Raw genomic sequence first — 14,323 nt, 5'->3', positions numbered from 1 at the left:
TCTCGGGAAACGATAGTTTAATTAGACAAAGTAACCATTTGCAGCCTTACCGGCACTTATATATAGAATTTACATACAGAGGAGGTGCAAGAGGTGCAGCGATGGATTGAGGAAGCTCGGCTAGGCGACCAAATCGCATGGGAGCAGATCGTGCAGCATTTTAGTGGGATGGCCTTTTCAGTAGCATTTACCAAGCTGGGTGACTGGAGCATAGTTGAGGATGCAGTTCAGGAAGCGTTCACTGAGGCTTTTGCCAATCTCCATAAGTTACAGGAAGCAGAGGCGTTCCCTGGATGGTTCAAGATCATTGTCGAACGCCAATGTCATCGCCTTCTGCGCCGCAAGAAGCCGACGATGATGCCGTTGGACGAAACTATAGTCATGGATGTAGAGAAATATGATGTGGAGCTTATCGCAGAGAGAAGGGAATGGCATCAGAAGCTTCATCAATCCGTCGAGGGTTTATCTGACAAGTTAAAACTGGCAGTTCAGCTGTACTATTTTCAAGGGTATTCAATCGGTGAAATATCAAGCTATCTATGTGTATCTCCATCCGTGCTGAAAAAACGATTGTTCGATGCCCGCAATAATCTGAGAGCTTCGCTGCTTGTCAGCGACTTTGTATCCATGTTTAACGATATTTACGAAGGAGGAGAATCGGTGCTACATATAGTCAACGGAGACCATGTTGGTGATAAGCTGAGGAAAGGGAACATTCGCGGAGATATCCTGGTCTGGAGAGAAGTGTATCCGGTAGGTCCGGTTTTCCTTGAAATGGGCGAGCCCTCATCTGGAGCAGCTAGAGCGGAATACTTGGAGAGAACTCTCGGGATTCCGGCAGAAGACTATGTATCCAATTGCAAGGCTCAGGAGCAGACTCTGCATAACTTTCATAAGTACGACGAAGTCGTGCTATGGTTTGAGCACGATTTGTTCGACCAGCTGATGCTAAGTTACTTGTTGTACTGGTTTTCAATGCAAACCCTAGGCCAAACCAAACTGAGCTTGCTGTGTATCGGCAACTACCCAGGTATTGAACTGTTTAGGGGCTTGGGACAGCTTACAACGAAGCAATTAGAAAAATTGTCAGGCACGTGGCAGCAGATTGGCCAGCAGGAGCTTGAGATGGGCAAAAGAATCTGGGAAGCATATACCTCCCCGGATATAACGCGGCATATTGATATTTTGCACGAAGACACATCTGCCCTGCCTTTTGCTCATGCGGCACTTGAACTGCACCTATCTCGTCTACCTTCTACCGCCAATGGGCTGGGCATCTTAGAGCAGACAACTTTGGAACTCATCCAGCAAGGAGTAAATACTCCACAAGAATTGTTTAAGCAGATTGGGAACCGAATAAGTGGTTTGGGCATGGGTGATTTGGAATTTTGGTATCGTTTGAGGAATATGTCGGAGCAACCACATGCACTATTGGAGATTCAAGGTCGCCACTCATTTTCTGATCATCAAAAGAAAACAACTCCATTCTTTGACCAATGCGTTGTTGCATTAACGGAAGTAGGGAGGAATACAGTGGCGGGAGTACATGACTGGGTGAAGATAAAGGGAATAGACGAGTGCTATGGTGGTTTATGGCTACAAGGTGATTTGGCATGGCGTTGGGATTCAGAGGGAAAGCAGTTGGTGTATACGTAACTTATCCTAAATAACAGCAAGTTCTCTATAAAGTGACTAAGAGTGAGGCATGAAAAATGAGGTGTCTTTCCATAACAAATAGGCCATTCCTTCGGGGAAGGCCTTTTGCTTGATTTAGAATGTGGAACAGGCTTAGTTCATATCAAAAGTCCAGTCACATCCTGATACCCCATACTAACCAACAATTCATTACCATTTAGCTCATGCACTTTCTTCACTGTCACATCTAACTCCATATCAAGTATATACTGCAACACTTCAGCAACATACTTAGGTTGGTTCAGATTAATAGAATATTGTTTACCCTCTTTCATCACCCGTAATCCCTCATTCAAAGGGCTACCAGTGACAATTGTATCTTTAGTAGTAAACTGAATTATAAATTTTATATCTTTATTTTCAGAAATAATAGTCAACTTGGATCTACAGTAAATACCTCTGACTGTTTTATAACTCCACAAGTACGTATTCCCACTAACTACTATTTTCCTCATAGCACTCTAGTCCCCATTCCTACAAGGTTTACAGAATCATTACAGATTCTGCTTCTTCAGCATTTCAGTCCGAAAACCGTTCTTCCCTGACAAAAGAAAATATTCCAACAATAGTCCAGGTCATGGGGGATCTTCGCCTTATGTCCCTTATTTTACTTGATTTCTATGCATTGTACAGTTTGCGTACAGTCCCAAGATGGATCGCGCATTAATTCTTGAAATCCTACATAACAATTCCTGGTTATTCATATACATAAACTGTTGATTTAATTATTGGGAAGCTGTATTCCACGAGAGTAACAAAATCAGCTATGTTTCTTATAAAAGGCTGAGTTCAATTTTTATTTTCGCAAGAAAATTCTCACTTTTTAGCAGAAATGATTTATAATTATCAGATAAAAGTAGATATAATTTTTAAATGATTATATTTAAGTTATAATGGAGATAGAAAAGGTATGTTCCTGAGTGGAGCCTTGCTTCTTGAGTCAGTTAAGCAGGAGGGCCTGCTCTTTTTTGCAAATATAAGAGATAAGGAAGGTTTTTATGAATAGTATTCAGAAAAATACAGACGTTATCTTAATTGGTGCCGGAGTCATGAGCGCGACTCTGGGATCATTGCTGAAAGAGTTAGCACCGGAATGGGAAATTAAAGTGTTTGAGAAACTGGCAAGTGCAGGAGAAGAAAGCTCTAACGAATGGAATAATGCAGGCACGGGTCATGCTGCACTGTGCGAGCTGAACTACACATCCGAAAAAGCGGACGGATCTGTAGATATTCGTAAAGCGGTTAATATCAACGAACAGTTTCAGCTCTCAAGACAGTTTTGGTCTTTTCTTGTCAACAGTAATTTGATTCGTAATCCACAGGACTTTATCAGGCCCATACCCCATATGAGTTTGGTAATGGGTGAAAAAAACGTATCTTTTTTAAAAAAGCGCTTTAAAGCGCTTTCAAGTGTTTCGCTATTTCAAGGCATGGAATTTTCCGATGACCCTGAAAAGCTGAAGGAATGGATTCCGCTAATTATGGAAGGTCGTACATTGAATGAACCGATTGCGGCAACCAAAATCGACTCTGGAACAGATGTCAACTTTGGTGCTTTAACACGCATGTTGTTTGACCATTTAAAAAGCAAAAACGTCGAGATTAAATACAAGCATAGTGTAAAGGATATTAAACGTGCGAGCGATGGCTCGTGGAAAGTCAAAGTGCATAATCTGGATAACGGAAAAATCGAATATCATACTGCCAAATTCGTTTTTATCGGTGGTGGGGGCGGAAGTCTACCTTTACTCCAAAGAACTGGCATTCCTGAGTCCAAATATATCGGGGGATTCCCGGTAAGTGGACTATTTATGGTATGTAACAATTCTAAAGTGGTCGCCCAGCATCAAGCAAAAGTATACGGTAAAGCGAAGGTCGGTGCTCCTCCTATGTCTGTCCCGCATCTGGATACTAGATACATCGGTAACCAAAAAGCGCTGCTGTTTGGACCGTTTGCCGGCTTCTCACCAAAGTTCCTGAAAACGGGTTCAAATCTGGACCTGATTGGTTCCGTAAAACCCAATAACCTCATCACGATGTTGGCGGCAGGGGCAAAAGAGATGGCATTGACCAAATACCTGATCCAGCAAGTGATGTTATCGAATGAAAAGCGCCTGGAGGAATTACGCGAGTTTATTCCCAACGCCAAAATTGAGGACTGGGATATCGTGGTAGCAGGTCAGCGTGTGCAGGTGATCAAAGATACAGAGGGCGGTAAAGGAACCCTTCAATTTGGTACGGAAGTGGTTAGTTCCGCTGACGGCTCGGTGGCTGCATTGCTCGGTGCTTCTCCGGGGGCTTCTACTGCTGTTCACGTTATGCTGGAGGTATTAGAGAAATGCTTCCCACAACATATGGAAAAATGGGAACCAAAAATAAAAGAGATGATTCCTTCTTATGGATTGTCGTTAGCGGAAAACTCAGAGCTTTACCAACAGATCCACAATACCACTACAGAGGTGCTGGGTCTGGGCGAAAAAGAACCGCTGCATCGTTAATTTTACATGGCTAGTAACTCGATCATCCAAATATTTTAATAAAATACAAAGTAATCTTACAATACGTATTCAGTCGCATAAGCAACAACGTGAAGCGGTGGGGAGTTCCCACCGCTAAAATGCTTGCTTACGAGTGCAAAACTTTGTAATCCTTCTGTGTTTATTGGTGTTTGCTATAGTGATTACAGTAATCATGGAGCGGGCTATAAAGGGGGAAAAGTAATTCTTTACCGATCGTTCCCGATATGTTAGGATAAAGCCAGACAGAGAAGAAAGACATATCAGCGACCAATGTAGAACGATCGTTTCCAAAAGGTCATGCAAATTAATCCAAACCTATTCTAAGTGGTCAGGGGGTAGCTACGATGGCCAGGAGCAAAGAATTTGAGGAAAACGTTGTTCTGGAAAAAGCTATGAAGCTGTTCTGGGAGCAGGGGTATGAGAAAACCTCGATGAATGATCTTGTCGAGCACATGGGGATCCATCGAAGAAGTATCTATGATACTTTTACCGACAAGCACACCCTGTTTCTTAAAGTGATGGACCGATTCGGAGAGCGAGTTAGTGGTAGATGGTCGGCAGGGATCAAGCAATCCCAGACGGCTAAGCAGGCACTTCAGTTCATTTTCGACTTTATCATTAATGGTGAAGAGGACGTACCGCCCGGTTGCATGTTCGTGAATTCGGCTGTCGAATTAGCAGCTCGGGATGAGGAGATTGATGCGATAGCGACGAAGGCCTTTGCAAAATCGGAGGAGCTGCTTGCAGAAATCGTAACGTGGGGACAGCAAAACGGCGAATTCACACAGCAGTACGAAGCGAAGGAATTGGCTGAGTATCTGCAAAATGCCTTAGCGGGACTGAGGGTGATGGTGCGGACTTCCGTTCCGAAAGAAAAGCTGCAACGGATAGCCGAGTTAAATCTACGTATTTTAGAGACATAGACGATACACGAAAACAAATTTTTTTCATGTTATTAGAACGATCATTCTCAATTTTATAAAAATGAGGAGGAAATAAATCATGGCAAACAAAATCGCGTTAATTACCGGAGCAAGCAAAGGAATCGGACTGGAGATTGCCAGACAATTGGGGCGGCAAGGGACAACGGTATTAGTTGCTGCGCGCACAAAAACAGCAGCAGATGAAGCAGCGGCCGGGCTATTGCAAGATGGCATTCAGGCAGTCGGCGTGAAGCTGGAGGTTACGAATTCTGCACATATCGCGGAATTGGCGCAATTCATTGAGAAGACTTACGGTCGGCTGGACATTTTGGTCAACAATGCAGGCATTTTGGCAGAAAAAGCGGGTTATGACGGGGATGCTTTCAGAGATACTTTTGAGGTGAACACGTTCGCACCCTATTTGATTACAGAAGCACTGTTGCCATTACTGTTAAAGAGCGAAGCAGGCAGAATCGTCAACCAAAGCAGCGCTATAGGATCGATTCAGTTCCAACTTTCCAATGAACGGGTGCAGCGGCTTGCTACCCCGGCTTATGCAGCTTCCAAAGCAGCTTTGAATATGCTGACGGCCTACTGGGCGCAAAAAAACAGTGGGACGCATCTGAAGGTTAACTCCGTACACCCCGGCTTGGTCAAAACGCAGATGGGTGGGGAAAAGGCGGAACTGTCGGTGGAGGATGGAGCAAAAACGGCGGTCCGACTGGCGACCCTGCCAGAGGATGGTCCAACAGGCGGATTCTATTACATGGATGATCAGCTTCCGTGGTAAAGCGTTGATTATGGTGTATGCGGTAGTGGTTTGTGAGGAAATGGTATAGGGACTATTCTTTAAAAAGAGACTACCCTTGGCGAAGGGCAGTCTCTTTTTAAATCTTACCGTTGCAGCTATTGTGGTGAACCATTAAGCAAATCTTCGGCTATTTTAACCAAATCTTCTTTGGTCAGCGGGCTGTCTTGGTTATCGGATATGTTGTAGTGTAAATGTCTTTTTTCATCGAGCCATCCCAGTCGGTTTTTTCCTGCTTCCAAGGGCTTGCTTGCTTCACTTGCCCTGATGTAATAGACCTTGGTTCCTTTGATTGTCACTTGCTCAGCCGAATCCTGTTCATTTTGCATGATGGTCGTCTTCGTGACTTCAGGAGTGTATTTGGTGACGGTAATGTTTACATAGTCGTTTCCTTTCGCATACCGGGCAAAGGAGGAGTCTGACTTGTCCCAGCTTAGCTTTTGAATAAACAGATTTTCACCCTCCGGTGCAGCTTTGGCCTGTTGCATCAGTTGATCGGTTAAAGCGCGATATTCCTTTTTATCCATCATTCCAGGATATGCAGCGACTGGATAGACGTATCCAAATTCAAACTGATAGCCATCCGGTAGGTGAGTAGGGTTGTTGAATAAAGGAGCCTCAGTCCGCTTGATTTCATCTTGTAAGCTGTTGAAACTTGAAAGTTCAGCCGGTTTGTACGCAAACTGGGCCGGATTAGATAGGTTTTTTTGATTCATGGAATCGTCTTTGACGTAATAAGCAGCATATTCTCCTGGTTGCAAACGGCGCTTCACCTCTTCGTTCCACCGTTCGTAGGTGGAGGTATACGTTTTGGAGGCGTCCGTTTCGGTAGGTGTTTTGGCGGTATTTAATACAACGGCGCCCTTACTGTTGCGGAACTCAAGATATTGTGAAGCTGCGTATCCGGTCACAGAGGCCCCTACTACAAAAAGCAAAATCATGATGGGGACAGTCAAGCGAGGCTGAAAATGGATTTTTCCGATATTTCCTTTTTTGGGCATCGCCTTTTGGTAGACCTGTTCCATTACTTTGTCAGAGACGTCAAAAGCCTGAATTTTCAAAGCGTTCTCTGGCTCGGTTAGCTTGTCCATGTTTTTGAACCCCCTGTCTTGCAGATCGGTGTATTTCAGGCTTTGTTTTTGAATTCTGTCTTGTAACTCACGCATTTTTGGTCCTCCTTTAGGGGCTCCATTATTTTTTTGAGCTTTGTTTTTGTTCGGCCGTATTTTTTCTTGATAGCATCCTCGCTTTTGTTCATGATTTCCCCGATTTCTCCAAACGTTTTTTCTTCAAAAATGCGCAGCACCAGCAGGTTACGCTCCTCCGCGTTCAGTTGGTCCAACGCTCGGCTCAGCGGTTCACTGAAAAGCTGACGTTCCATAACCTGCGCTGCACTGTCTGAAGTCATGTCAGCTGAGGTGAACAGGGTAAGTTTAAATTTGCGCTGTAGATTCTTCCTGCGAATCAGGTTCAGGCAGTGATGATAGGCCATTTTATACAGCCATGAGGAAAAGCCCACTGTCGGCTTGTACCTGCTGATTTTCTCAAAAGCATTGACGAAAATATCCTGCACAGCCTCTTCTGCCTCCTGCTCACTTCCTAATAGCCTCCAGCAGTACACAAAAATCTGACGCTGATACTCCTTTACAATGTAGGCGTAATCCTGGATTTCGCCGGCTTGAACTCGTTTGATTCTGTATTCGATGTCCTCATTCAAGGATTTAGGCACCCCCTCTGATCAAAAAGCAAACTATATCTGTATAACAAACGAAGATGACCAAAAGGGACACCTTGTCTAAAATTTTTTTAAGTGTTCTAGCGACTCTTTAAGAGAATACGATAAAGCAGAACAATTATCACCCACGTAGTTAGTTTTATAGAGTTAAAGGTATATTGTGGAAGTGGGGGGATGGTAAAATGAAATTAAGAATTGATAAGAAGGAGGTCTACGGTTTCTAATGAATGAAAGTGCTAAGAAATATAATTTTGATCGTGTGATGCTTTACCTTCATGATCAAATGAAGCTGCTGCCTAACCTAGAATCAAAATACATTGGATTAACCATGCCATTTCCTCGACAAGCTGCACTACGGAATAGGATGATTGAGAGTATTGAGACATTGATAGCACACGATGAGGACGTTTGTATTGCTGTTCATTTTAATCAATCTGATGCTGGGGCTATTGAATATGAGAACATAATTTTTATAGGAATGGATTACTTGCATCTCAAGAGAATTGCTAATTTTATGAATAGACAAGACGTTAACCTGAATATCAAAGACACCTGCATACTCTATAGAGAATGTACTGCTGACTTAAACATAAATTTGAAAGGCAATCATTCCAGAATAACAAGTTTGAATGACTTATTTGCAGGAGTCGAAATTCATATTGATCGTTTAGAGGCTGGAATGGGATATCAATATGAAAATAAACAAGTAAATGAAGATATTATTCACTATTGCTGTCATAAAGATGATGAGGAAGGTAAGGAGCTTGGATACCAATTATTCGTAAAATCGTTAGATTACTTTTCCAAGAAATTATTAGCTGAAGGATTTGTATTAGGGTATCCTGCTGTAGATTCTAAAATTAAAATAATGAAGGCCTCTTGTTCAATGTGTTTTTATCGAGATTATTATTACACTAGTGGAGCACATGTATCGCTTAAAACCGCCATGCAGCAAGCAGATTGGCAAATATGCGAACCATTGATGCAGGCCCATATGATCTGTAACAAGCTATATTTTGAAGAGAACTCCTTTTTTAGAGGGGTAGAAAATCTATGTATACTCGAGGACGAAGATGATTATAAGTTATCGTTTAAATCTAGACTTTCCACAATCATTGATATTCTAGAAGAGATGTATAACCATAAAAAAGATATTTCGGACTTCCATATAGAATTGGACAGCTATGTGCCAGTTGAAGGTGTTACTCAGTTAAAAGAGAAATTCAAAGTCATTTATAATATCGCTAAATGGAAAGATGAATTAGAGGAGCAAGAGATGAACTTGGCCATCCCGCCTGTATAGCTTACGAAAACCTTTGGCTGTTCTGGACGGGATGGCCTCACTCTTTTTATGCAGCGTACCTTCTACTTATGCCCTTTGCGTACCTTTAACAGCTTGCCCTTTACGGTCGTATTCTTCATAATTTCAAGCACCAGTGGGCCCTTGCCATTCAGAATCTCAACATCTGTCACATTATCCAGAATCGTAATGATGCCGATATCATCTGCCGTTACCCCGTCAAGCTTAGCGATGGTACCCACAAAGTCGACAGCTCTAAGTTTTTTCTTCTTACCGCCGTTAAAATTGAGCTTCATAATCTGTTGGTTTAATTGCTCGCGCTTGTCGTTTTTGAGCACAGTTTTTACATGTAGGTTCCGCTCGAAATCTTCTCTGCGGAGATCTACAGCCTCTTCTGAGGGGGCTTTTACTTGCGGAATTGCAAATCCAATATATGCTTCAATATCAGCTAATCGGTTGCTGTCTTTAGGAGTGATTAGAGTAATGGCTTTCCCCGTTTTGCCAGCACGTCCTGTACGGCCTGTACGATGAACATAGCTTTCCTTTTCAAGGGGAATATCGTAGTTGATGACATGGGTGATATTTGTGATATCAATCCCTCTGGCGGCTACATCCGTTGCGATCAAGTAACGGAATTGTCCCCTTCTGAATGCGTTCATTACCTCAAATCGCTCATCCTGCTCCATGCCGCCATGAATGCGATCACATGGATATTCGAGGTCAGCCAATGCTCTGAATAGTGTATCTACATGCTCTTGCGTACGGCAGAAAATGATGCAGCTGTCAGGGTTCTCAACAATGAGCAGATCCTGGAGCAGAGCCAGTTTGTCTGCCTCTCGCACCTGAATAAGAGAGTGATCAATCGTGGCTGTGGTTACACCCGTCGCCTTAATCTCAATTTCCGCAGGATCGTTCATATATTTACGTGATAGTTTGGCTACATCTTCGGGATAAGTAGCGGAAAACAACATCGTAACCCGGTCACTAGGCAACGCCTGAATAATCGACTGAACCTGCTCGATAAAGCCCATATTCAGCATCTCATCAGCTTCATCAATCACGAGATAGGCAATTCGATTTAAGGATAGCGTGCCTCGTTCAATGTGATCCAGTACACGTCCAGGCGTACCTACAGCCACATGTGTTCTTTGTTTTAGCTCGGCCTTTTGTATATGAAAAGGATGTTTCCCATAAAGGGGCGTTGCTTTGATCCGCTTAAAGCGTCCAATATTCGTGATGTCTTCAGTAACCTGTAATGCGAGTTCACGAGTTGGTGTCAGGATTAAAGCTTGGGGCTTATTCTCATTCCAATCTACTAGCTCACAAAGTGGAATACCATATGCTGCTGTTTTGCCGCTGCCTGTTTGCGATTTGGCCACAAGATCCTTCTTCGCAAGCGCAACGGGAATAACCTCCGTTTGAATCTCTGTTGGCGTCTCATAGCCCAAGCTATTCAGAGCCCTCACAATTTCTTCACTTAATGGATAATCTGCAAAATGCTTCTGACTCATTCTCAACCTCTTCTGCGCTGTATTTAAGTACCATTACATATATCATGTCATCGTGTACCGAACTTATACTCATCTAGTATACTCTATATCTAGGTTCACTCTAATACATATCAGCGATTAACTTGCTGTTTTCCAGTAAGGCAACTATACTTTTTCTGAGACGAAAAAACACAGTCTGGTTGGTAGTCCAGACGCATGGACGACTCTATATTAGCAAGAGTGCCATGTCAGTAACCTTCCCCCCTCGGGATGTCCATCGTTTCGATTTAAAATGAGGGGGATTCAAATGAAGCTTACGATTTATCATGATGGACAGTATTGGGTTGGAGTCGTGGAGGAGCAGGACCAAGGGAAATTGAAGGCAGCCAGGTACATTTTTGGTACAGAGCCTAAAGACGAAGAAATTCTCCATTTTATCCGTGAGGAAATGTGTGAACTTGTTAGTCGGCTGTCACAAGAGGTGGCTGTAAAGGGGTCTGAAACGAAGAAGATCAATCCAAAGCGGCTAGCAAGGCAGGCAGCGTATGAATTAAGGCGAAAGGGAGTCTCTTCCAACGCACAAGAGGCCTTAAAGTTAGAGTATGAGAAGCGTAAGTTGGAGAAACGTACTTACTCCAAACAACAAAAGGAATCTATGAAGGCACGGATAAGGGAATTAAAGGAGAAAAAAGCGAAAGAAAAACATCGTGGACATTAATAAAACCTCCATTTTTATACGCAATTGTAATGCATGTTTTATATCAACATATGTGAAAACATGTGTTACGCACAAAGGGTACCCGACTGGGTGCCCTTTAAACTGTTGTATAGAGATTTATCCGCTAAAATGAATCCATTCCAAATTACTTAAGCAATGTCAGTGTTACTTCTATTGTATTATCAATAAATGATCGTTCTGGACGAGACTTTATCATGACGGTCAGACCAATTAACGATACAACTAATGCCTGTGATACAGCCTTCGCATCTAGTCCGATCTCAAGCTCACCTAATTGTATCCCTCGTTCAATGGTTTCTTGAAAAATGACTGCTAGGTACATTTGATGCTCCCTTGTAAGAATTTCAAACTTCTCATCATGGGGCGCAAGTTCAACCATTGTATTAATGCAAAAGCATCCTTTTCTAGGATTTTCCGCATACTCCTCTTCAACCACACCCTCAAAAAAAGTACGAAATGCTTCTTTTACAGATGGAATGCTTTGAAGTTTGGTTCGGATCAGAGAAGCACGGGACATCGTGTATTTGCGTAGCGCGGCTTCGAACAATTCTTTTTTGCCCCCAAAAGTGGAATATATACTGGGGCGTTGAATTTCCATTCTGGAAGTTAAATCACTTAATGAGGTGGCTTCATATCCCTTTTCCCAAAATATTTGCATAGCTGCATCTAAAACTTTCTCTTCGTCAAATTCGCGGGTTCGTCCCATAACAATACCTCTCGTTACTCATGATTTTATTCTTAATGGCTCCATGTATCTGATTATAATGTTCAGTGACATTCATTTGATTACCAATTGGTACGTTATTATCTTATAATTAGTCCTTAAAATTGTCAAATGAAGGTTGGTCTTTCCCGAAAAGAGGAGGTGAATATGAAAGAATAATCAAAGTGGATTTACTATGATTGTTGACAGTATTCTTTTTTGTGAGTTATATTTACTGGGGAAAATAACATACCAGTTGGTATGATATTTTATTGTTATTCAATTGGCACACAAAGAAAGCTATTAGAACGGGAGAGATAGACCATGGAGATAGGTATTACCTCGTTTGTAGAGACAAAGCCTGATGCTCAGACAGGCGAAGTGATAAGTCACGCACAGCGGTTGCGTGAAGTTGTCGAGGAAATTATCCTTGCTGATCAAGTGGGACTTGATGTGTTTGGTGTAGGTGAGCATCATCGAAAGGATTATTCGGCATCTTCACCAGCAATGGTGCTGTCCGCGGCTGCAGCGCAGACACAACGGATTCGGCTAACCAGTGCAGTGACGGTGCTTTCTTCAGCTGATCCGGTGCGCGTTTTTCAAGACTTTGCTACGCTGGATGGTATTTCAAATGGACGTGCCGAGATTATGGCGGGTCGGGGTTCTTTTATTGAATCTTTTCCTCTGTTCGGCTATGACTTGGATGACTATGATGAGCTGTTTGAACAACATTTGGAACTTCTCCTTAAAATACGGGAGTCCGAAAAGGTAATCTGGAAGGGCGGTCATCGGCCAGCCATTAACAATTTGGGCGTGTATCCACGGCCAGTTCAGAACCCTTTACCAATATGGGTAGGCAGCGGGGGAAGGCAGGATTCTGCTATTCGTGCAGGTCTGTTAGGACTGCCCTTGATGCTGGCGATCATTGGAGGAAACCCGATAAATTTTGCACCGCTTGTCCAGCTTTATAAGAAAGCAGCAGCGCACGCTGGTCATGATGAATCGCAGCTTAGGGTTGGGTCGCACTCGATAGGATTTGTCGGAGAGAATAATGAGCAAGCGGCAGATACATATTTCCCTTCTACGATGGCAGGTATGAATAGATTGGGTAGGGAGCGAGGCTGGGCGCATTATGATCGTTCCAGCTACGATGCCGCGCGCAGCTTTGAAGGTGCGCTGTATGTTGGCGATCCCGAGACGGTTGCCCAGAAGATCATTCATCTTCGCAAGCATGTAGGTGTTACACGCTTTATGCTGTATGTTCCGTTAAGCACGATGCCGCATGCCGAGGTGATGAGAGCCATTGAGCTACTTGGAACAGAGGTAGCACCCCGAGTGCGGAAGGAAATAGCCAAGTGGGAAGCGGAGACGGAAAAAAGACTATAAAATAACCTAACATAGGAGTGATTCGCATGGATTTTGAAAATCGTTTATTACCAGAACTAAGGTCAGTAATTGCACAATTCCCCGGTTTCCAACTGGAGGAGAATTTAGAACTGAGCAGAAGTTATTTGTCGAGTCCGCCTATTGAGCAGTCGGAACACGTACGCACGACAAGCCGGATGATTCCGAGCGTTGCAGGCGAGATATTAGTCAAAATCTACGAACCTGCCCAGCGAACTGATGTTAAGCTTCCGGCCATGCTGTGGATTCACGGGGGAGGCTATGTAATGGGGCATCCTGATATGGACGATGCTTTGTGCGAACGCTTCGTGCAGGCGGCTAATTGCGTCGTCGTATCGGTCGATTATCGACTTGCTCCCGAGCACCCCTACCCAGCTGCCATCGATGACTGTTATGCCGCTTTGACGTGGATGACCGATGAAGCTGAGCTGCTGGGCATCGACTTGGACCGGGTCGCAATTGCTGGTGCAAGCGGGGGTGGCGGTCTAACCGCAGCACTTGCTTTAATGGCTCGTGACAAAGGTAGACCAGCCCTTATCTTCCAAATGCCGCTATATCCGATGATCGACGACCGCAATGTTACGGCATCAAGTCATGAAATTACGGCCGATAATGCACCATGGAGCCGGAAGAACAACTTGACGGCCTGGAACATGTACTTGGGTAATCGTACCGAAGATAGCGAGGTTTCCCCATATGCGGTGCCGTCGAGAGCAGAAAGCTTGGCTGGTCTGCCGCCGACCTACACGTGCGTAGGGCAGCTCGATCTATTCCGAGATGAGACGATCGAATATGTGGCACGCCTTGCCCAAGCGGGCGTTGACGTCGAATTTCATCTGTATCCCGGCACATTCCACAATTTTGAAGGGATGGTTCCTCAAGCAGAAGTAAGTCAACGCGCCAGCCAAAGTTATGTAGACGCGATTGCAAGAGCGCTTAATCCTTAAATAATTAAGGAGCGGTCTTCAGGTGATATGCTCCCAAGAAGATAGACAGGTTGAATAATA

The 14,323-nt window shown here is 43.7% G+C and carries 13 protein-coding genes; 8 read left to right on the top strand and 5 right to left on the bottom strand.

Features of this window, described 5'->3' with window-relative positions:
- The first annotated feature begins 93 nt into the window (after positions 1-93).
- Positions 94-1,656, top strand: a complete 1,563-nt coding sequence (locus tag MKX36_RS24880) for a sigma-70 family RNA polymerase sigma factor (protein WP_340866019.1) — start codon at positions 94-96, stop codon at positions 1,654-1,656.
- Between the two features lie 137 nt (positions 1,657-1,793).
- On the opposite strand, the gene MKX36_RS24875 is transcribed toward MKX36_RS24880, so the two are convergent.
- Positions 1,794-2,150 carry a hypothetical protein gene (locus MKX36_RS24875; RefSeq protein WP_340866018.1) on the bottom strand — a complete coding sequence of 119 codons (357 nt, stop codon included), beginning with the start codon at positions 2,148-2,150 and terminating at the stop codon, positions 1,794-1,796.
- A gap of 543 nt (positions 2,151-2,693) precedes the next feature.
- Here MKX36_RS24875 and MKX36_RS24870 point away from each other — a divergent pair.
- The 3 genes from MKX36_RS24870 (at position 2,694) to MKX36_RS24860 (ending at position 5,927) form a co-directional block, all read left to right on the top strand.
- Positions 2,694-4,193, top strand: coding sequence for a malate:quinone oxidoreductase (locus MKX36_RS24870; protein ID WP_340866017.1), 1,500 nt, complete (start codon positions 2,694-2,696; stop codon positions 4,191-4,193).
- A 365-nt stretch (positions 4,194-4,558) separates the two neighbouring features.
- The gene (locus MKX36_RS24865) at positions 4,559-5,137 is read left to right on the top strand and encodes a TetR/AcrR family transcriptional regulator (RefSeq protein WP_016822504.1); all 579 of its coding nucleotides are present in this window, start codon (positions 4,559-4,561) and stop codon (positions 5,135-5,137) included.
- Between the two features lie 79 nt (positions 5,138-5,216).
- The gene (locus MKX36_RS24860) at positions 5,217-5,927 is read left to right on the top strand and encodes an SDR family oxidoreductase (protein ID WP_290409659.1); all 711 of its coding nucleotides are present in this window, start codon (positions 5,217-5,219) and stop codon (positions 5,925-5,927) included.
- 116 nt (positions 5,928-6,043) lie between these two features.
- On the opposite strand, the gene MKX36_RS24855 is transcribed toward MKX36_RS24860, so the two are convergent.
- Positions 6,044-7,111, bottom strand: coding sequence for a DUF4367 domain-containing protein (locus MKX36_RS24855; protein ID WP_340866015.1), 1,068 nt, complete (start codon positions 7,109-7,111; stop codon positions 6,044-6,046).
- The gene (locus tag MKX36_RS24850; RefSeq protein ID WP_151255240.1) at positions 7,072-7,662 is read right to left on the bottom strand and encodes an RNA polymerase sigma factor; all 591 of its coding nucleotides are present in this window, start codon (positions 7,660-7,662) and stop codon (positions 7,072-7,074) included. The genes MKX36_RS24855 and MKX36_RS24850 overlap by 40 nt, the downstream gene beginning before the upstream one ends.
- Before the next feature lie 241 nt (positions 7,663-7,903).
- Here MKX36_RS24850 and MKX36_RS24845 point away from each other — a divergent pair, with 241 nt between their 5' ends.
- Positions 7,904-8,983 carry an elongation factor G gene (locus MKX36_RS24845; RefSeq protein ID WP_340866013.1) on the top strand — a complete coding sequence of 360 codons (1,080 nt, stop codon included), beginning with the start codon at positions 7,904-7,906 and terminating at the stop codon, positions 8,981-8,983.
- A gap of 62 nt (positions 8,984-9,045) precedes the next feature.
- Here the strand turns inward: MKX36_RS24845 and MKX36_RS24840 are convergent, their stop codons facing one another.
- The gene (locus tag MKX36_RS24840) at positions 9,046-10,491 is read right to left on the bottom strand and encodes a DEAD/DEAH box helicase (protein WP_340866012.1); all 1,446 of its coding nucleotides are present in this window, start codon (positions 10,489-10,491) and stop codon (positions 9,046-9,048) included.
- 286 nt (positions 10,492-10,777) lie between these two features.
- On the opposite strand from MKX36_RS24840, the gene MKX36_RS24835 reads away from it, so the two are divergent.
- Entirely contained in the window at positions 10,778-11,188 is a 411-nt protein-coding gene (locus MKX36_RS24835) for a YjdF family protein (RefSeq protein WP_016822512.1), read from the top strand.
- 145 nt (positions 11,189-11,333) lie between these two features.
- Here MKX36_RS24835 and MKX36_RS24830 read toward each other — a convergent pair whose 3' ends face one another.
- Positions 11,334-11,915 carry a TetR/AcrR family transcriptional regulator gene (locus MKX36_RS24830; RefSeq protein WP_164964365.1) on the bottom strand — a complete coding sequence of 194 codons (582 nt, stop codon included), beginning with the start codon at positions 11,913-11,915 and terminating at the stop codon, positions 11,334-11,336.
- A gap of 321 nt (positions 11,916-12,236) precedes the next feature.
- On the opposite strand from MKX36_RS24830, the gene MKX36_RS24825 reads away from it, so the two are divergent.
- Both MKX36_RS24825 and MKX36_RS24820 read left to right on the top strand, forming a co-directional pair.
- Positions 12,237-13,298 carry an LLM class flavin-dependent oxidoreductase gene (locus MKX36_RS24825; RefSeq protein WP_019689040.1) on the top strand — a complete coding sequence of 354 codons (1,062 nt, stop codon included), beginning with the start codon at positions 12,237-12,239 and terminating at the stop codon, positions 13,296-13,298.
- A gap of 26 nt (positions 13,299-13,324) precedes the next feature.
- Positions 13,325-14,263: an alpha/beta hydrolase gene (locus MKX36_RS24820; protein ID WP_249507015.1), complete on the top strand. Its 939-nt coding sequence runs from the start codon at positions 13,325-13,327 to the stop codon at positions 14,261-14,263.
- The last annotated feature ends 60 nt before the right edge of the window (positions 14,264-14,323 follow it).

It is taken from the genome of Paenibacillus sp. FSL W8-0439 (assembly GCF_038008995.1).
In the GTDB taxonomy this organism is placed as follows: Bacteria; Bacillota; Bacilli; order Paenibacillales; family Paenibacillaceae; genus Paenibacillus; species Paenibacillus polymyxa.
Note: the sequence above shows the minus strand (reverse complement) of the source record. Positions and strands in the feature narration are given on the sequence as shown.